Raw genomic sequence first — 17,970 nt, 5'->3', positions numbered from 1 at the left:
GCTTTACGGTTAGAATCCCATCCGAGATACGTCAATCGGGAGCCTGTCGGTCCGCATGCGGAGCATTCCTTCAGCCCATGGTCGCGCGGGCTACATGGTCGCGGCTACCCTCGCTATTCTAACCCCTTTCGCGGGACCGGCGACGGCCGAGCCCCGGCACGCCATCGCCATGCAGGGCGAGCCGGCCCTTCCCGCGGACTTCGAGCGCCTGCCCTTCGTGAACCCGGACGCGCCGCAAGGCGGCACGATGCGCTATGGCGTCTTCGGGACCTTCGATAATCTCAACCCGGTGATCGTGCGCGGCGCACTGACCACGGCGCGGGGCATCTGGTTCGACAAGGAGTTTGGCAATCTGGTCTTCGAGCCCTTGATGCAGCGCTCGGCAGATGAACCCTTCACCATGTACGGGCTGCTTGCCGAAACCGTCGAAACCGACGCCGAACGCAGCTCCGTCGAGTTCCAGCTCAATCCGGCGGCGAAATTTTCCGATGGCGAGCCGGTCCGGCCGGAGGACGTGCTGTTCACCGTGGAGATGCTGCGCGCGCACGGCCGGCCGATGTACGCCAACTGGCTGCGGCCGGCGGTCAAGATCGAAAAGGCCGGCGCAAATGGCGTTCGCTTCACCTTCGACGAGACCGCTGACCGGGAAACCCCGCTCCTCATATCGGGGCTCCCGGTGCTTCCCGAACACGCCTTCGATCGCGAGACCTTCGAGCAGACGACCTTGGAGCCGGTGATCGGCTCGGGTCCGTATCTGATCGACAAGGTCGAGCCCGGCCAGCGCATCACCTACAAGAAGAACCCGGATTATTGGGGCCGCGACCTGCCCATCAAACAGGGCATCGACAATTACGACACCATCGTCATCGAGTATTTTCGCGACTCCAACGCCCAGTTTGAGGCGTTCAAGAAGGGCCTGTCCTACGTCTATATCGAGGGCGACCCGAACCATTGGCGCACCGCCTATGATTTCCCGGCCGTGACCAATGGCGACGTCGTCAAGGAGACTTTCACATCCGGTGCGCCGTCGAACATGCTGGCCTTCGTGTTCAACACCCGCCGGCCGGTTTTCCAGGATCGCGCGGTCCGCAAGGCGCTGTCGATGCTGTTCGACTTCGAATGGGCCAATCGCAACTTGTACTACGACGCCTACAAGCGGACGGGCAGCTTCTTCCAGAATTCCGAGTTGTCTAGCGCGGGCGGTCCGGCATCGGAGGCCGAAAAGGCGCTGCTTTCGGACTATGCCGATCAGATCGATCCGGACGTCATGGACGGATCCTATGCGCCCCCGGTGACCGATGGCAGCGGCAGCGACCGCAAGGTACTCCAGGCCGCGGCCAAGGCTTTCCAGGAAGCCGGCTACCGCTTCGAGGGGCGCTCGCTCGTCGGTCCCGACGGCAAACCGTTGTCGTTCGAGATTTTGGTGCAATCGCCGGAGCAGGAGCGGATCGCGCTCGCCTATAAGCGGACCCTTGACCGCATCGGCGTCCAGACGACGGTTCGGCAGGTCGATGACGCCCAGTATCAGGCGCGTAAATCGGCTTACGACTTCGACATGATCATCGCGACCTACAGCGCCTCGCTGTCGCCGGGCGCCGAGCAGGTCTATCGCTGGGGATCGATCTCGAAGGACGCCAACGGCACGTTCAACTTCGCCGGCGTTGCCGACCCGGCCCTCGACAAGCTGATCGACGAGATCGTCTCGGCGCGCAGCCGTGAGGCCTTCGTCGACGCGGTGCGCGCCTATGACCGGGTGCTGATTTCGGGACACTATGTCGTGCCGCTGTTCCACCTGCCGGAGCAATGGCTGGCCCGCTGGAAGTTCATTGAGCACCCCGACACGACGCCGCTCTATGGCTATCAGCTGCCGACGTTCTGGAAGGCGCCGGACGCAAAGTAGCGCAGCCTCGGGCGGCGAGCGGTCGTTATCGCTCGTCGCCCGACGGCCGAGCGGCCGGCGGCGTCCTCTTGGCGGTATCGGCGTCCGGCGACACTGCGGCGTCGACCGGATTATCCGCACCGACGGGCGCGGCGGTCCCAGTCTTCGACCCTGTCGTCTGCGCCGAGGCGGCCGGAACTACTACGGCCAGCTGCATCGGCAAAAGCCGTCCGACCTTGTCCGACAGGCCGATGATGGTCGTGGCCAGAAGCTTGCCGACCTTTCCCTCCGCCGTGCAGACCAGCGTATCGAGGTCGCCGTTCGCCATCCGCCCGCCTTTGCAGGACACTGTGTCGTCGAGCCGAACCTTGTCGGGCGACAGGCCGAGATAGTCGAGAACCGCACCATTGGTGCTCGGTTGGCACCCCATTCGGAAATCCAAGACGACATCGGTCGGCGTCGACGCGAAACGCGTCACCCGATGGCGGTTCTGATCCCATCGAAGATTCGTGTCGATCGGAATGAAGGCGGGAATCGGGAAGCCGACAAGCGATGAAACCGTGCGCAGATCGAACTGCAGCGGCTGGCAAATGTCTGCCGCGTTCAAGCGATCCTCGATCGCGACAAGCGTTGCGAGATCGGCATTGACAAGTTGCTCGCCAACGCGGTTCTGGGCATGCGCGTTGGATGCGACCGCAAGGGATACACCGATCGCGGCGAGAAGGCTCTGTCTGAGGGCGGGCCGAGAGAGCGAGAGGAGATTTTTGATCATCCTTGCGCTTTCGCCCGCCCAGACGGCCAAATTGTGGGAGGGGTTTCGGGAATCCGATGCCCACCCCACTCGCCTACGCCGCTTTTTTCTGAACCTCGTCGGCGAAGCGCGCCAGCTGGGTCGCCACCGTCGCTGCGCCGTTGAGCCGCTTGTCCGCCGTCGGCCAGTCGCGGATGAGGACGACCGACTGATCGGCGCGGATCTTCGCCGACGCACCCTGCTCGGCGATGTAGCGGACGAGTGCGCCGGGGTTGGGGAAGGTCTTGTCCCGGAAGGTGATGACGATGCCCTTCGGCCCGGCGTCGAGCTTCTCGATATTGGCCTTGCGACACAGCGACTTGATAAAGACGACCTTCAGGAGATGTTCGACCTCGGCCGGCATCGGCCCAAAGCGGTCGATGAGCTCGGCGCCGAAGGCGTCGATCTCGCGCGCGTTCGAGAGGTCCGCCAGCCGCCGGTAGAGCGTCATGCGGAGCTGGAGATCGGGCACGTAGCCTTCCGGGATCATCACCGCAGTGCCCAGCGCGATCTGCGGCGACCATTGGCCGTCGCTCTCCAGCTCTTCGCCTTTCATCTCCGCGACCGCCTCTTCCAGCATCTGCTGGTAAAGCTCGAAGCCGACCTCTTTGACGTGGCCGGACTGCTCGTCGCCAAGCAGATTGCCGGCGCCACGCTGGTCGAGATCGTGGGAGGCGAGCTGGAAGCCCGCGCCGAGCGTATCGAGCGACTGCAAGACCTTGAGCCGGCGGTCGGCGCCCTTGGTCGGCGTCTTGTTCGCCGGGATGGTGAGCAGCGCGTAGGCGCGCACCTTGGAGCGGCCGACGCGACCGCGAAGCTGATAGAGCTGCGACAGGCCGAACATGTCGGCCCGGTGGACGATCATCGTGTTGGCCGACGGAATGTCGAGGCCGGATTCGACGATCGTCGTCGACAGGAGCACGTCGTACTGGCCCTCGTAAAAGGCGTTCATGATATCGTCAAGTTCGCCTGCCGCCATCTGGCCGTGGGCGACGGCCACCTTCAGCTCCGGCACCTCCGAGTCGAGAAATGCCTTCACGTCGGCCAGATCGGAGACGCGCGGACAGACATAGAAGCTCTGCCCGCCGCGATAGCGCTCGCGCAGCAAGGTCTCCCGCACGACCAGCGGATCGAAGGGAGAGACGAAGGTACGCACCGCCATGCGATCGACCGGCGCGGTGGTGATCAACGAGAGTTCGCGAACGCCGGTCAGGGCCAGTTGCAGGGTACGCGGGATCGGCGTCGCCGACAGCGTCAGCACGTGGACGTCGGATTTCAGCTCCTTGAGCCGCTCCTTGTGCTTGACGCCAAAATGCTGCTCCTCGTCGATGATCAGCAGCCCCAGATTCTTGAAGCTGATGGCCTTGCCGAGCAGCGCGTGGGTGCCGACGACGATATCGACCGTGCCCTCGGCGACGCCCTTCTTGGTCGCCGCGAGTTCCTTCGAGGTCACCAGTCGCGAGGCCTGCGCGACATTCAGCGGCAGGCCGCGGAAGCGTTCCGCGAAAGTCTTGAAGTGCTGGCGGGCCAGCAAAGTGGTCGGCACGACGACGGCGACCTGCAGGCCATTCATCGCCGCGATGAAGGCCGAGCGCATCGCCACCTCGGTCTTGCCGAAGCCGACGTCGCCGCAGATCAGCCGGTCCATCGGCCGCCCGAGTGCCAGATCGTCGGCCACCGCGTCGATGGCGTTCATCTGGTCCTCGGTTTCCTCATAGGGGAACCTTGCGGCGAATTCGTCAGTGAGCCCTTCCGGCGGCACCAGCTTCGGCGCGCCGCGCATCTGCCGCGCGGCGGCGATGCGGATTAGCCCGTCGGCCATGTCGAGCAGGCGCTTCTTCAGCTTGGCCTTGCGGGCCTGCCAGGCGCCGCCGCCGAGCTTGTCGAGCATCGCCTCCGAGCCCTCGCCGCCATAGCGCGACAACAGCTCGATGTTTTCCACCGGCAGGAACAGCCGGTCCTCGCCGGCATAGCGCAATTCCAGGCAATCATGCGGCGCGCCGGCCGCCTCGATGGTCTTCAGGCCGACAAAGCGGCCGATGCCGTGATCGACATGCACGACGATATCGCCCTCGTCGAGGCCGGAGACCTCGGCGATGAAATTCTTGGCGCGCTTCTTGCGGCCGCGCCGCACCAGCCGGTCGCCGAGAATGTCCTGTTCGCCGACGACGGCGAGATGGGGGGTCTCGAAACCCGCCTCGATACCGAGAACGGCCGTCACGACGAGGTTCTTGGGCGCCTCGTTCAGCTTCTTCAGGCTGTCGACGGGCTTCAGGCCTTCGAGGCCGTGCTCCTCGACGACCTGGCTCAGGCGCTCGCGCGAGCCCTCGCTCCAGGCGGCCAACAACACGCGCTTGCCGTCGGCGCGCAGCCGGCCGATATGATCGACCGCCGCCTGAAATACGTTGACGTCGCCGCTGGCGCGCTCCGCCGCGAAATTGCGGCCTCGGCTGATGTCGAGATTGAAAACGTCGTGATTGGCGGCGTCGCTCGCGCCATAGGCCGACAGGCGGATCGGATCGGCGACGGCGAGACCGCCCGCGAGTTCATCCTCCGACAGATAAAGATCATCTGGATCGACCGGATGATAGGGAATGGACTCCCCGCTGGCTTCGCCGGCATTGCGTTTGCGCGACTCGTAGTGATCGCCGATCGTCTCGCGTCGCTCGCCGACCGCTTCGAGCGCCAGATGATCGAGAACCATCGGAAAGCCTTGGCAATAGTCGAACAGCGTGTCGAGCTTGTCGTAGAACAGCGGCAGCCAGTGCTCCATCCCGGAGAAGCGCTTGCCCTCGCTGATCGAGCTATAGAGCGCGTCGTTGCGCTGTGCCGCGCCGAAGCGCTTGACGTAATTGGTCCGGAAGCGGCTGACCGTCTCCTCGCGCAAGGTGATCTCGGAGACCGGCGCCAGTTCGAAGCTTTGCAATTGCCGTGTCGTGCGCTGGGTCGCTGGGTCGAAGCCGCGGATCGTCTCCAGCGTATCGCCGAAGAAGTCGAGGCGCACCGGCTCCTCCTCGCCGGGCGCGAAAAGATCGAGAATGCCGCCGCGCACTGCGAATTCGCCGCGCTCGCGCACGGTCGCGACCCGCTCAAAACCGCCGCGCTGCAGGGCGCGCACGATGTCTTCCATGGCGATGCGGTTGCCGGCCCTGGCCGCGATCGTTTCCTCGCCGAGAACCGCTGCCGGCGGCATCTTCTGGAGCAGCGCGTTCGCCGTCGTCAGGATCAGCGCGCGGTGCGGCTCGCGTTGCAACTGCCCGAGCGCGGCCATCGCCGATAGCCGGCGCGCCGCCACCTCGCCCGAGGGCCCGACCCGGTCGTAGGGTAGGCAATCCCAGCCCGGCAGCGTCAGCACCGGCAGCTCGGGCGCCACGAATTTCAGCGCGTCCTCAAGTTCGCCGATCCGGTTGCCGTCGCGCATGACATAGACCACCGGCTTCTTCGCGCCGCGAAGGCGCGCGATGTCGGCGAGCAGAAACGCCTCGTAGCCGTCGAGGACATTGCCGATCGCAAGGCCCGCGCCTTTCGTCAGCGCTCTTTTCAAGGGCTCTGGCAGACTCATGGCCGAGGCTCCTCCTCCGCGACGTGGAAATCCCTAATCCGCCGGAACACGCCGGTGTCGAAATTTGCCGGCGTTGCCGTTTCGCCGGTCAGCCATTGGAATATGTCCCGGTCGGGCGCTTCCATCAGCTGCTCGTAGTCGTGAAGCTCGGCGTCGGTCAGCCGGTCGATCTCGGCGTCGGCGAAACGGCCGAGCACCAGATCCATCTCGCGGATGCCCCGATGCCAGGACCGGAACAACGCCTTGCGGCGGCGGACGTCGAGATCGCTCGAAGAGCGCTGCATACCAGTCATGTCGAACCTGTTGTGTGAGTGAGGCTTCTATATAGGGTGAGACCGGGCCTGTCAGCCTTGCCATCGGCGCGCATCCGACTAAACCTCGCCGACGATGCGCCCTTCGATCCTCGACCCGCTGTTTGCCCCCGTGACGACGCTGGAAGGCGTGGGACCGAAGGTCGCGGCGCAATTCCAGACGCTGCTGGTCGGAACCGGCGAGGCCGTGCGCGTCCGCGATCTCCTGTTCCATTTGCCGACCGGCCTGATCGACCGGCGCAAGCGCGCCCAAATCGCGACCGCGCCGGAAGGCGGGATCGTGACGCTGACCGTTCGCATCGACCGCCATCAGGCGCCTGGACGGGCGGCGAAATCGGCGCCCTACAAGGTGTTTGCCCAAGACGAGACCGGCGAGATCGCCCTCACCTATTTTCGCGGCCAGCCCGGCTGGCTGGAAAAGCTCCTGCCCGTCGGCGAGACGATGATCGTGTCCGGCCGGGTCGAGTGGTTCAACGGCCGCCCGTCGATGGTGCATCCCGACTTCGTGGCGTCGGTCGACGAAGCCGAATCGCTGTCCCTGGTCGAACCGGTCTATCCGATGACCGCCGGGCTCTCGCCGAAGATCCTGCGCAAGGCGATCGCCCAGGCGGTTGAGCGCCTGCCGACGATGCGGGAGTGGATCGACCCGTCGATCGCTGCCAAGCACGGCTTTCCGGATTTTGGAGGCGCGCTGAAGCGCCTGCACGATCCGTCCGACGAGCGCGATCTGGTGCCCGACGGCGCCGCCTTCAGCCGCCTCGCCTATGACGAGTTCCTGGCCAGCCAATTGGCTCTGGCGCTGTCGCGGCAGCGCATGAAGAGGGTGCGCGGCCGCCCGCTCACCGGCTCCGGCGCCCTTGCGGCGCGGCTTCGGGCGGTGCTTCCCTTCGTTCTCACCGATGCCCAGCAAGCTGTCATCGCCGAGATCCTCGCCGACATGGCGGACGAGGACCGGATGCTGCGCCTGCTGCAGGGCGATGTCGGCGCCGGCAAGACGGTGGTCGCGTTGATTGCGATGGCGACGGCGGCCGAGGCCGGGGCGCAATCGGCGCTGCTTGCCCCGACCGAAATTCTGGCGCGCCAACATTTCGATGGGCTCTCGAAGCTCTGCGAGGCGGTCGGGCTGCAGATCGTCCTCCTCACCGGCCGCGATACCGGCAAAACGCGGGCGGCCAAGCTCGCGGTCATCGCCTCGGGCGAAGCGCAGATCGTCGTCGGGACTCATGCGCTGTTTCAGGAGGAGGTCGCGTACCGCGATCTCGGCCTCGTCGTCGTCGACGAGCAGCACCGCTTCGGCGTCCACCAGCGGCTGAGCCTGACCGGCAAGGGCCGCGCGGCGGATCTGCTGGTGATGACCGCGACGCCGATTCCGCGCACCCTCGTTCTTGCCGCCTTCGGCGACATGGACGTCTCGCGGCTCGAAGGCAAGCCGGCCGGGCGCAAGCCGATCACCACCGTTGCCGTACCGATGGAGCGGCTCGACGAGATCATCGATCGCGCCGGCCGCGCCATGGGGGCGGGCGACCGGCTCTATTGGGTCTGTCCGCTGGTCGAGGAATCGGAAAAAAGCGACCTGATGGCGGCCGAGGAGCGGTTTCGCCAACTCAAGGGTCTGTTCGGGGACATGGTCGGGCTCGTCCATGGCCGCATGAGCGGCGAGGAAAAGGACGCCGCCATGGCGGCCTTCAAGGCCGGGCGCACCAAACTCGTCGTCGCGACGACGGTCATCGAAGTCGGCGTCGACGTGCCCGACGCCTCGATTATCGTCATCGAACACGCCGAGCGCTTCGGTCTGTCGCAACTGCACCAGCTGCGCGGCCGGGTCGGGCGCGGCGAGAAAGCCTCGTCCTGCGTGCTTTTATACCGCGCGCCGCTCGGCGAGACGGCGGCGGCCCGCATCGCGGTGATGCGCGAAACCGAGGACGGATTCCGCATCGCCGAGGAGGATTTGAAGCTGCGCGGCGAAGGCGATCTCCTCGGCACCCAGCAGTCGGGCATGCCGTTCTTCCGCATCGCCTCGATGGAACATCACGCCCATCTGATGGAGATCGCCCGCGACGACGCGCGGTTGATCCTCGCGACCGACGGCGATCGGAAATCCGAGCGCGGCGAAGCGCTCCGCACGCTCCTCTATCTGTTCGGCAAGGACGAGGCGGTGCGGCTGCTACGCTCCGGCTAGAGCATCGGACTTCGCTACTCGGCCGGCTCGATCGGCCGCTCGGTCCGCTGCTCGCGCCCGGCGACCATGCGCGAGGCTTTCGCCATGCTGATGGGCTTGTCGCGGCGGACCACCTCATCCGGCGACACCAGCCCCGCCGAAATGACCAGCCGCAACGCCGCCTCGATGCTCATATCGAGCACCCGCACGTCCTCGCGTGGCACGAAGAGCAGGAAGCCCGAGGTGGGATTGGGCGTCGGCGGCAGGAACACGGCCAGCATTTCCTCGCCCTGGTCGGAGAGCACCGTCGCGATCTCGCCGCGAGCCGTCGTCGCCACAAAGACGAGGCACCAGACGCCCTTGCGCGGATATTCCATCAATCCGGCGGTCTTGAAGGAGGAGGAGCGGTCGGCGAGGACCGTCTCGAATATCTGCTTGAGCGCCGTGTAGACGGACCGGACCAGCGGGGTCCGGCTGAGCAGATGTTCGCTCCATCGGACCACGGTCCGGCCGATGAAATTGGCGGTCAGGAAGCCGACCACAGTGATCAGCACCAGCGCGACGATCAGGCCGAAACCCGGGACGGCAAAGGGTAGATAGGAATCGGGGAGATACTGTGCGGGAATGTAAGGTTTCACCCAACCATCGACCCAGCCCATAAACGACCAGGTGATCCAGGCGGTGATCGCCAACGGTGCGCAGACGATGAATCCTGTGAGGAAGTAGTTGCGCAGGCGGGCCATCGCCGTCGTTATCCTCTAGCGCATTAAAGCGTTTTGCTATTGGCGCCGAATACCTCCGGCGCCTGGACCATCGGGGCCGAGTGCGGCAATTGCAAGATGATTTTTCGCGAGTGCGAAGAAGATGGCGTCGCTACTCGACGGTAACGGACTTCGCCAGATTGCGCGGCTGGTCGACATCCGTGCCCATATGGATTGCTGTGTGATAGGCGAGCATCTGTAACGGGATCGCATAGACGATCGGAGTGAGGATTTCCGGCATGTCCGGCAGGACGATCATCTCGGCGCCCTCGACCGCGCCACTGGCCGCGCCTTTGGTGTCGGTGATCAGGATGATCTCGCCGCCGCGCGCTGCGACCTCCTGCATGTTGGAGACCGTCTTCTCGAAACTCCGGTCGTGGGGCGCGATGACGACGACCGGCATCGTCTCGTCGATCAAGGCGATCGGCCCATGCTTCAACTCGCCGGCCGCATAGCCTTCGGCGTGGATATAGCTGATCTCCTTTAGCTTCAGCGCCCCTTCCATGGCCAGCGGAAAGGAGAAGCCGCGACCGAGGAACAGCGCGTGCCGCTTCGTCGCCATGTCCCGCGACAGTACTTCGATCCGGTCCTCGAGCTGGATCGCCTCGTTGGTCAACCGCGGTGCCTCGGCCAGAATGCGCGTGAGTTCCATTTCGCGGTCGGGCGAGATCACGCCCCGATCGACGCCGGCCTTGATGGCCAACGCGGCAAGCGCCATCAACTGACAGGTGAAGGCCTTGGTCGACGCGACACCGATCTCGGGGCCGGCCAGTGTCGGCAGGACGAAGTCGGATTCCCGCGCGATGGTCGATTCCTGGACGTTGACCACCGACGCGGTCTGAAGTCCTTCGGCCTTTGCGTAGCGCAGCGAGGCGAGCGTGTCCGCCGTCTCGCCGGATTGCGAGACGAACAGCGCCAGATCGACGTCGCCGAGCGGGCTTTCACGGTAGCGGAATTCCGACGCCACATCGAGATCGCAGGAAATCCGGGCATAGCGCTCGAAGTAGTAACGGCCGACCAGGGCTGCATAATAGCCGGTGCCACAGGCCGACAGCGCCATGCGGTTGACCTTGGCGAAATCGAGCGACTGTCCGTTCGGAATCCGCGTCCGGCCGGTCGTCATATCGACGAAAGCGCCAAGCGTGTGGGACAACACCTCCGGCTGCTCGTAGATCTCCTTCTGCATGAAATGCCGGTGGTTGCCCTTGTCGACATAGAACGCCTTGCCGACCGAGCGCCGGATCTCGCGTGTGACCGGCCGTCCATGCTCGTCGAAGATCTCCACCCGGTCATGGGTCAGGACCGCGAAATCGCCTTCCTCAAGATAGCGGACCGTGTCGGTGAAGGGCGATAGCGCGATGGCGTCCGAGCCGAGGAACATTTCGCCCTCGCCCTCGCCGACCGCCAGCGGACTGCCGCGGCGCGCGCCGATCAGGATGTCCTCGTTGCCGTTGAACAGGAAGCCGAGCGAGAAGGCGCCTTCCAGACGGCCCAGCACGGCATGGACCGCGTCCTTCGGCGACAGGCCACGCGCGAGTTCGCGCGTCACCAGATGGGCGACCGTCTCGGTGTCGGTCTGGCTTTCGAAGGTTACGCCCTCGGCTTCGAGCTCGGCCTTCAGGTCGCGATAGTTCTCGATGATGCCGTTATGGACGATAGCGAGCGCCTTCGTCGCGTGCGGATGGGCGTTCGGCTCGGTTGCAGCGCCGTGGGTCGCCCAGCGGGTGTGGCCGATCCCGATCGTGCCCTTGAGCGGCGCGTCGTCGAGACGCTTGGCCAGGTTGACCAGCTTGCCCTCGGCCCTGCGGCGGGTCAGCACGCCCGCCTCGAGCGTCGCAACGCCGGCCGAATCATAGCCCCGGTATTCCAGGCGCTTCAAAGCATCGACGAGACGATCCGCGACTGGTTGGCGACTGATGATTCCGATGATTCCGCACATGGGATGGTCCTTGGATGTGTCGCTCGAACGAAGCGGCGGGACGACGAGATGGACGACGTTCTAACGCCCACGGCCGCTCGCCGGGATTCACGTTTGGTGTCGAGAGATTACGCCGGGTCGGATTGTTTGGCGGCGGTCTTGGCGGCTTTCGCCGCCGCGTTGCGTTCGGTGATCTGGCGGCCGCGATCGGGCATGGTCACCTGACGCCCGCGCGCGATGGCCAACGCCCCGTCCGGCACGTCGTCGGTGACCACGCTGCCGGTCCCGACATAGGCGCCGTCGCCCACCCGCACTGGCGCGACGAGCGCGGAGTTCGATCCGATGAAGGCGCCTTCGCCGATCTCGGTGAGATGCTTCAGCGCGCCGTCATAATTGCAGGTGATCGTGCCCGCGCCGATATTGGCCCTCGCGCCCACGGTCGCATCGCCCACATAGCTCAGATGATTGAGCTTGGCGCCGGCGGCGAACTGGGCGTTCTTCACCTCGCAGAAATTGCCGACCTTGGTGTTTTCCGCGAGTCGGGTGCCGGGGCGCAAGCGCGCGAAGGGTCCGATCGAGGCTCCCTCGCCGATGGTGGCGCCCTCAATGTGAGAGAAGGCGTGGATCACGGCACCGGCAGCCACCGTCACGCCTGGACCGAACACGACATTTGGCTCCACGAAGGCGTCGGCGGCGATCTCCGTGTCATGGGCAAAGAACACGCTCGCCGGATCCATGAGCGTCACCCCGTCGAGCATCGCCTGGCGTCGCCGCGCAGTCTGCCAAAGCGCTTCGACGGCGGCGAGTTCCAGGCGCGAATTGACACCAAGCACCTCGTCTGCGTCCGCTTCGATGGCCTTGACGGTCCGGCCGGCCCGGCGGGCGATCTCGACCATGTCGGTCAGGTAATATTCGCCTTTGGCGTTGTCGTTGCCAATCGCCTCCAGCATTTCGAGCGCGCGTTCGCCGGCGAACGCCATGACGCCGGCATTGCAGAAATCGACGGCGCGTTCGGCCTCGTTGGCATCCTTCTCCTCACGGATCGCGACAAGCTCGCCGCCCTCTTCGATCAGCCGGCCGTAGCCGGTCGGGTCCGCGGGGCGGAAACCAACAACGCAAATTTCGGCACCGGCGGCCAGGGTGGCTCGGGCCCGCGCCAGGGTTCGCGGCCGGATCAGCGGCGTATCGCCGAACAAGATGAGGACGTCGTCGCAACCTTCGGCAAGTCCTGCGCGCGCGGCGAGCACGGCGTGGGCCGTGCCCAGCCGCTCGGTCTGCGGATAGGTCGCGACTTCGGCGATATCCTGGCGGACGGCCGCCTCGACGGCCTCGCCGTCACGCCCGACCACGACGGCGACGCGGTTCGAGCCGGCATCTCGCGCCGCACGAGCGACGTGCCGGATCATCTCCAGGCCCGCTACCGCGTGCAGCACCTTGGACTTGGACGATTTCATCCGGGTGCCTTCGCCGGCAGCCAGAATGATCGACAGGCAGCTTCTCGCCATCGGTTACTCGCAAAAAATCACAGACGGCGAGGCCTTAGCACAGGCTGAATCAAAATGGAGGTGGCGGCCTCGATCAGCCGATGGTCTGAAATACCGGAAAATTCTCCAGCAGCCAGAACGACATCGCCTGCATGCTGCCGGTGAGGAACAGGACGCCGGTGACGACCAAAAGGCCGCCCATCACCTTCTCAACCGTTGCGAGATGCGCCTTGAAGCCATTCATCCAGCGGAAGAAAGCCCCGGAGAAGGCTGCCGCGAGGATGAACGGAATGCCGAGCCCGGCCGAGTAGAAGGTGAGCATCAGCGCCCCCTCCCCGACCGTGCCCTTGGCGCCGGCCAGACCGAGAATCGCCCCGAGCACCGGCCCGATGCACGGTGTCCAGCCGAAGGCGAAGGCCAGCCCCATCAGATAGGCGCCGACGACGCTGCGCGGCTTGTCGGGCGCGGTCAGCCGGGCTTCCTTCGACAGAAAGGACAGGCGGAAGACGCCAAGGAAATTCAGACCCATGATGATGATCGCGACGCCGGCGACGATGCCGAGCCAATCGAGATTTTGTCGAAGAATCTGTCCGATCGTGCTGGCGCCGGCGCCGAGCGCCACGAACACCGTCGAAAAGCCGAGCACGAAGACGAGCGAAGTCGCGATCAGCCGCGTGTAGCGGGCCGAGCCGAGCTGCGGCCCGGCCCGCAATTCGTCGGCGGAGACGCCCGCCATGTAGCACAGATAGGGCGGCACCAGCGGCAGGACGCAGGGCGACAGGAACGAGAGCGCTCCCGCGAAGACGGCTGTCGGGTAGGAAAGTTCGGCGAGCAAGGCATGCCTCGGTTCTATCGCATTGATCCGATTCGCGGGTCGCCCGACCCCGGCCCGGCGTCATCGCACGCGAAACTGCCGTTGGAGGGCGACGATCTGGGAGGCGAACCGTCGGCTCGCTCTTAATTGCCCGAGCACCGCGCGGCAAATCGCAAATCCGTTAGCGGGAGCGCGATTTCCGGTTGACCGGCATATGCCGCCTTTCTATGTTCCGCCCATTCCCGCCGGGTCGCTTGCGCCCCGGCGGTTCGAGCGCGTAGCTCAGTTGGTAGAGCAACGGACTTTTAATCTGTAGGTCCAGGGTTCGAATCCCTGCGCGCTCACCAAATTCTCCAGTAAAATCAGATACTTCCGAGTGATCGGCAACTGATTTATGTCGCGAATAGGTTTCGGGGTTCCGTGGGGGTTCTGAGGTTTTTATAGGATCTACGCTACACGCTCGCGACATAGATCCGGGCGCGATTAGCCCGGCGGCCACTTCCCTTGGCTGCGCCCTTTCCGTTCGACGGCGGACATACCGTTATAGCCCCACCACGTGTGGTCGGGATCAACGGGATCCCCTTTCACGTCCGTCCACAGCAATTCATCTGCCGTTGGTGCGTCAATCTCCAGAGCTTGCGCCACGCCAAATTCGCGGAGCCGGAAGGCTGCCGATTCGTCGCCATAGCGCGCGACCAACTGAGCGTCGCGCCAACGTGACAGGTCTGCGAGCCGATTTTCGTCCATGCTTTAAGCCTCCGACTATCCGGCCATTTGGTCTAGAGCGTAGGGAAGCACGCAATAGTCCGATGGTGCGAGCCAAATCTTAGGTCGCAGGCGGCGCGCATCGGTGCCGGGCGGAACAGCGCGACGAGCAAAAGCGAACGCGCCGCGACTTCGGCGTGAACTCGGTGCCGCACCATTCGCAGGGCTTGGGCTGGATCAGGTAGACGCTATTCCAGCAGGCTTGGGAACAGAACCGCTTGCCGGCGCCCGGCCCGCTGGCGTGGTACAGCTCGCCGCACGCCTCGCACGGCTTCATGATCTTGCGTTGCGCGCCTTTCGTCTTCGCCGCGCAGCTTCGCGAACAATGGGCGATGTCGTCGACGATGTTGCGCGGGATGAATGGCGTTCCGCACCACTGGCACGGCCGCTCGCGCTGGAGCTTCTTCGCTTCGCCGGTCACGGCCATTGCAGCCCAGTATTCCGCCTGCGTGCGCCGCTCGCCGGAAACCCGCTCCCATTTCAGCCGGTCGCTACTCCGGCACATGTTGGAGCAATAGCGGCGCTCCCATCCGTTTTGCAGATCGTCGTCGGGCATATTCCCGCCGCACCGAACACAACGGGTGCGCTCGATCGGGGAAAATCCTTCCTGGGTATGTTCCGGCTGGCCTTCCATCCATGTCGGCCGTTTGGCGCCGATGAACCGGAGCGCCGTCGCCACGATGTCGAGCGCCGTCGCGTCCGCGTCGCGCCATGTCCAGCCGTCGCTGCAGAAAGCGCTTCGCAGCCCGTGCCGACAAGCGGCCTCATAGGTAAAGGGCGTTGGCTGGCCGGTCTTGAGGATTTCAATCGTGTTTTCGACCAGCCGGCGGCGGCGGTCCCGGTTTATCTTCCGGGGCTTAGGCTTCGGAGTGGGCTGGCGAGCACCTAGTCTTTTGAGCCATCCATCTTGGGTGCCGCGAAGCCTGCGCCGGGTCGCGTCGTCCAGATAGAGCATGGCTCATTCCGCCCAGTCGATGAACTGCATCGCGTCCTTCACGGTCGCGGGGTCCAGTCCTGCCTCCTTCGCGGTTGCCATCGCCTGCAGCATCGTCGAGACGGCGCGGGCCTTGCCGCCGTGGTCGAAAGCTTGCATCGGCCGCACCACGTCGATCGCGACGGTGGCGCCGATCTTCTCGGTGACTTCCTCGGCCATGATGTTGGCGATCGGCTGCAGGACCAACTGCGCCAGATGCCGCTGCGCCTCGCGGACCATCGGGCCGGTCGTCGCGGGATTGAGCAATCCGGGCAGGATGCCGAACACGCCGTAGATTTCGGCCTTGGCGCTGGCGAGCAACTTGTCGGCGAGCGTGCGCTGCAGATCGGGCGATAGCTGGTCCGGTGACTTGCCGAGTTGCGGGTGCATCCCTGCCCCGACCGCCTGCGCTACGCCTTCGATGACGAGAGCGGCGCCACGCCGCCCGCGAAAGCCGGATCGCAGCCCGGCCATGTCATCGGATGACCCTTCAGGGACTGGCACGATTTGCGAGCCGATCGGCGCGTCCCGGAAGACATCGCGCAACGCGGTCTCGACTTCCTCCAGCAATTCCGCCGAGAGCCGGGCGCGGCGCAACGGTGCGCTGCCCGCCCATGGGGTCGAAGGATCGACGCCGATACGAAAGTGCAGGACTTCGGCCGCAAGCGCCGTCTGCGATCGTCCGCCGCTGATTTCTGGGATGCCAACGCGATAGGCGCGCGGCTCGCCGAACCGGGTCGACATATCCCAGTCGGTCGCCGGGATGAGCCGATCGGCGATCAGAAAGACCGCCTCGCCCCGTAGCGCCAGCGTGCGCGCCGTCATTGCCATGGTGCGGCGGGTCAAGAGATCGGTGCCGGCCACGTCCGCGAGCGCCAGCCCGCTTTCCCACATGCTGACGGATGTCTGCACCGCCGCCGTGATTTCGGCGAGACCGGAATGCCCGCTGATCCAGCCCTCGCGAGCCGCCATCAGCGCAGCGGTGTAGCTGACAGGCGCGGATCGCGTTTCGACGGGCTTGCGTCGGAATATGTCGAGCATTCCCATCAGAGCCTCCAGCGATTGAGCGGATGTGACTGTCCCGGCGTCGAGACAACTTCGGAACGTTCCGAGACTGCCCATGCCCGCGCCTCGATCTGCGCAGCGGGATAGGCCGGGCGGGTCACTGCCGAGACCTCGAACAGCGCCGCCGCCGTCACGGTGCGCAGCAAGCCCTTGGCGCGCCGCTCGATCCGTTCGCCGCCGTTCTGTACGCGGAAGCCGGGCGACAGGCCGCGAATAAGACCGGCGGCATGTGCGGCGAGGAAATCGCGTGCCCATGATGTGCTGCCGTCGATCGTGGCCTCGATCATCAGCGCCTGATCCGTTTCGGAAACCTGCATGGTGCCGGCGGCGCGGGACGCCAGCGGCTTGTTGTAGTCGTGGCCGGAAAGCAGGTGGATGTCTTCGCCCGCCTCGATCCTGCCCGCGAAGGCGCGAGGGGCGACGACCTCAAGCCGCCCCTCTGCCAGTTCGGTTTCGACGCCATAGGGGAACGTCGCGCGAAGGTGGGTTGCCCCGCCCTCCGTGCGCAGTTCCAATGCGCCGTGCGACGAACCCCAGAGCATCAGATCACCGGCTCGGCGATGCCGGTCAGGATGCGGGTCTGCAGACCGCGCGGCACGGTGAAGTCGGCCGTAACGAGACCAGTCAGGACAAGGGAGCCCGAACCGGCCTTGGTGTACGGGTCGCGGATCAGATCGACGCCGCCATAGATGCCGAGATAGCCGGGCGCGATGCCCTGCACGGTCGAGGTCATGATGGCAGTCTCGGCCGGGATGACGTTGCTGATGGCCGGCGTTCCGACATGCTTCGTCAGGCGATCCCATTCGGAAACCGCCGTGCCGGTGATCAGCGCCTCGTCGAGTTCGGCCCAGATCGTCGGATCGAAGCCGAGATTGACCTGGCTGGCGGACGTGATGGCGTTCGCCTGCATGAACGCGACGACTTCGGCCCGGAACGCTGCCCACGTCGCGGCCGCGCCGACTGCCGTCGAAGCGATGCCATAGGTCGCCGCGCCGGCGATGATGCCGAGCGGTTGGCCGGCAGCACCGGAGCCGTTGACCACGACACGATCCAGTTCGGCGCCGATGACGGCATTCAGGTCGCGGCGGATGGCCGCTTCCAGACCTTCGCCCGATTGTTTCAGCGCCTTGCGGCTGATGACCATCTGAGCGCCGCCGGTGTGATCCGGGTTCAAGCTGCGCTCGACGGTCTGATATGCGGACGCCGCGCCGACATTGGCGAGTTCGTCGGTCTGCCAGCCGAACACGGCGCCAGCGGTCGCCACCGGGAACGCCAGTTCGCCGGACGTGATGTTGATCCGCTGAATGCCGAGCCGTTCCGCGACACTGCCGGGAAAGATACGATCGATGATCGGCCGGATCGTTTTCGGGTTCGGCACGTCCGCCGCAATGGTCTCGCCGGCTCGGGTTTCGAGAGCGGCCAGCGGAATCGGGATGCCCTGATAGCCGCCACGGGTGCGCAGTTCGTCGACGATCTCTTTCGTCGCGCCT

Annotated in this window: 14 protein-coding genes and 1 tRNA gene; 3 read left to right on the top strand and 12 right to left on the bottom strand. The window is 65.3% G+C overall.

Features of this window, described 5'->3' with window-relative positions; translation table 11 throughout:
* The first annotated feature begins 55 nt into the window (after positions 1-55).
* Positions 56-1,900, top strand: a complete 1,845-nt coding sequence (locus tag ING15_RS05925) for an extracellular solute-binding protein (protein WP_408628679.1) — start codon at positions 56-58, stop codon at positions 1,898-1,900.
* 25 nt (positions 1,901-1,925) lie between these two features.
* On the opposite strand, the gene ING15_RS05920 is transcribed toward ING15_RS05925, so the two are convergent.
* The 3 genes from ING15_RS05920 to ING15_RS05910 all read right to left on the bottom strand — a co-directional run bounded on the left by ING15_RS05920 (position 1,926) and on the right by ING15_RS05910 (position 6,524).
* Entirely contained in the window at positions 1,926-2,651 is a 726-nt protein-coding gene (locus tag ING15_RS05920; protein WP_206453878.1) for a hypothetical protein, read from the bottom strand.
* Between the two features lie 73 nt (positions 2,652-2,724).
* Positions 2,725-6,231 carry a transcription-repair coupling factor gene (gene mfd / locus ING15_RS05915; protein ID WP_206453877.1) on the bottom strand — a complete coding sequence of 1,169 codons (3,507 nt, stop codon included), beginning with the start codon at positions 6,229-6,231 and terminating at the stop codon, positions 2,725-2,727.
* The gene (locus tag ING15_RS05910; RefSeq protein WP_206453876.1) at positions 6,228-6,524 is read right to left on the bottom strand and encodes an FAD assembly factor SdhE; all 297 of its coding nucleotides are present in this window, start codon (positions 6,522-6,524) and stop codon (positions 6,228-6,230) included. The genes mfd and ING15_RS05910 overlap by 4 nt, the downstream gene beginning before the upstream one ends.
* A gap of 94 nt (positions 6,525-6,618) precedes the next feature.
* Between ING15_RS05910 and recG the strand changes: the two genes are divergently transcribed.
* The gene (recG, locus tag ING15_RS05905; RefSeq protein ID WP_206453875.1) at positions 6,619-8,721 is read left to right on the top strand and encodes an ATP-dependent DNA helicase RecG; all 2,103 of its coding nucleotides are present in this window, start codon (positions 6,619-6,621) and stop codon (positions 8,719-8,721) included.
* A 14-nt stretch (positions 8,722-8,735) separates the two neighbouring features.
* Here the strand turns inward: recG and ING15_RS05900 are convergent, their stop codons facing one another.
* The 4 genes from ING15_RS05900 to ING15_RS05885 all read right to left on the bottom strand — a co-directional run bounded on the left by ING15_RS05900 (position 8,736) and on the right by ING15_RS05885 (position 13,698).
* Positions 8,736-9,443 (bottom strand): DUF502 domain-containing protein, encoded by a 708-nt coding sequence (locus ING15_RS05900; RefSeq protein ID WP_206453874.1) that lies wholly within the window; start codon positions 9,441-9,443, stop codon positions 8,736-8,738.
* A gap of 130 nt (positions 9,444-9,573) precedes the next feature.
* The gene (gene glmS, locus ING15_RS05895; RefSeq protein ID WP_206453873.1) at positions 9,574-11,400 is read right to left on the bottom strand and encodes a glutamine--fructose-6-phosphate transaminase (isomerizing); all 1,827 of its coding nucleotides are present in this window, start codon (positions 11,398-11,400) and stop codon (positions 9,574-9,576) included.
* Between the two features lie 107 nt (positions 11,401-11,507).
* Complete coding sequence (glmU, locus tag ING15_RS05890) at positions 11,508-12,884, bottom strand: bifunctional UDP-N-acetylglucosamine diphosphorylase/glucosamine-1-phosphate N-acetyltransferase GlmU (RefSeq protein WP_206453872.1); 1,377 nt, start codon at positions 12,882-12,884, stop codon at positions 11,508-11,510.
* Between the two features lie 73 nt (positions 12,885-12,957).
* A complete protein-coding gene (locus ING15_RS05885) occupies positions 12,958-13,698 on the bottom strand; it encodes a cytochrome c biogenesis CcdA family protein (RefSeq protein ID WP_206453871.1) in 741 nt (246 codons plus the stop codon).
* 250 nt (positions 13,699-13,948) lie between these two features.
* On the opposite strand from ING15_RS05885, the gene ING15_RS05880 reads away from it, so the two are divergent.
* Positions 13,949-14,024 (top strand) — tRNA-Lys (locus ING15_RS05880).
* Positions 14,025-14,160: 136 nt separating this feature from the next.
* Here ING15_RS05880 and ING15_RS05875 read toward each other — a convergent pair.
* The 5 genes from ING15_RS05875 to ING15_RS05855 form a co-directional block, all read right to left on the bottom strand.
* Positions 14,161-14,424, bottom strand: coding sequence for a hypothetical protein (locus ING15_RS05875; RefSeq protein ID WP_206453870.1), 264 nt, complete (start codon positions 14,422-14,424; stop codon positions 14,161-14,163).
* Positions 14,425-14,503: 79 nt separating this feature from the next.
* Positions 14,504-15,397: a hypothetical protein gene (locus tag ING15_RS05870; protein ID WP_206453869.1), complete on the bottom strand. Its 894-nt coding sequence runs from the start codon at positions 15,395-15,397 to the stop codon at positions 14,504-14,506.
* A 3-nt stretch (positions 15,398-15,400) separates the two neighbouring features.
* On the bottom strand, positions 15,401-16,462 hold the full coding sequence (locus ING15_RS05865) for a phage portal protein (protein WP_206453868.1): 1,062 nt from the start codon (positions 16,460-16,462) through the stop codon (positions 15,401-15,403).
* Entirely contained in the window at positions 16,462-17,022 is a 561-nt protein-coding gene (locus ING15_RS05860) for an HK97 family phage prohead protease (protein WP_206453867.1), read from the bottom strand. The genes ING15_RS05865 and ING15_RS05860 overlap by 1 nt, the downstream gene beginning before the upstream one ends.
* Positions 17,022-17,970, bottom strand: a 949-nt coding sequence (locus ING15_RS05855; protein ID WP_206453866.1) for a phage major capsid protein, incomplete at its 5' end; no start/stop codon positions are given. The genes ING15_RS05855 and ING15_RS05860, both read right to left, overlap by 1 nt.

Source organism: Aurantimonas marina, assembly GCF_017183135.1.
Classification (GTDB): Bacteria; Pseudomonadota; Alphaproteobacteria; order Rhizobiales; family Rhizobiaceae; genus Aurantimonas; species Aurantimonas marina.
Note: the sequence above shows the minus strand (reverse complement) of the source record. Positions and strands in the feature narration are given on the sequence as shown.